A 257-nucleotide genomic window follows, 5' to 3' on the forward strand; every position below is an offset into this window, starting at 1 on the left:
GCTTGCGCTCCCGCTCCTGGCCGATCATCAGGTACGCGTATTGACGCGTCGGGTCGAGTTCGGTGGTCGAGGTGTCGCCGGCCGCACCAGGGGCAGACGGTTCACCTGCAGAGGGTTCTTCAAGGATGGTCAGCAGCGCGCCGACGCGGCCATCGCTATCGAAAATGGGATGCTGGTGAAGCAGTATCGCGACGGGGTGTCCGCTGCGCGTGCACAGGTCGGCGTGAAATGAATGAAACATGCCTGAGGCGCAGCGT

1 protein-coding gene is annotated in these 257 nt (G+C 63.4%); it reads right to left on the bottom strand.

What is annotated here, in order from left to right:
* Positions 1 to 241, bottom strand: a 241-nt coding sequence (locus RVY79_RS20425; RefSeq protein WP_317466415.1) for a hypothetical protein, incomplete at its 3' end; no start/stop codon positions are given.
* Positions 242 to 257 lie beyond the last annotated feature (16 nt).

Source organism: Chromohalobacter sp. HP20-39 (genome assembly GCF_033052815.1).
GTDB lineage: Bacteria > Pseudomonadota > Gammaproteobacteria > Pseudomonadales > Halomonadaceae > Chromohalobacter.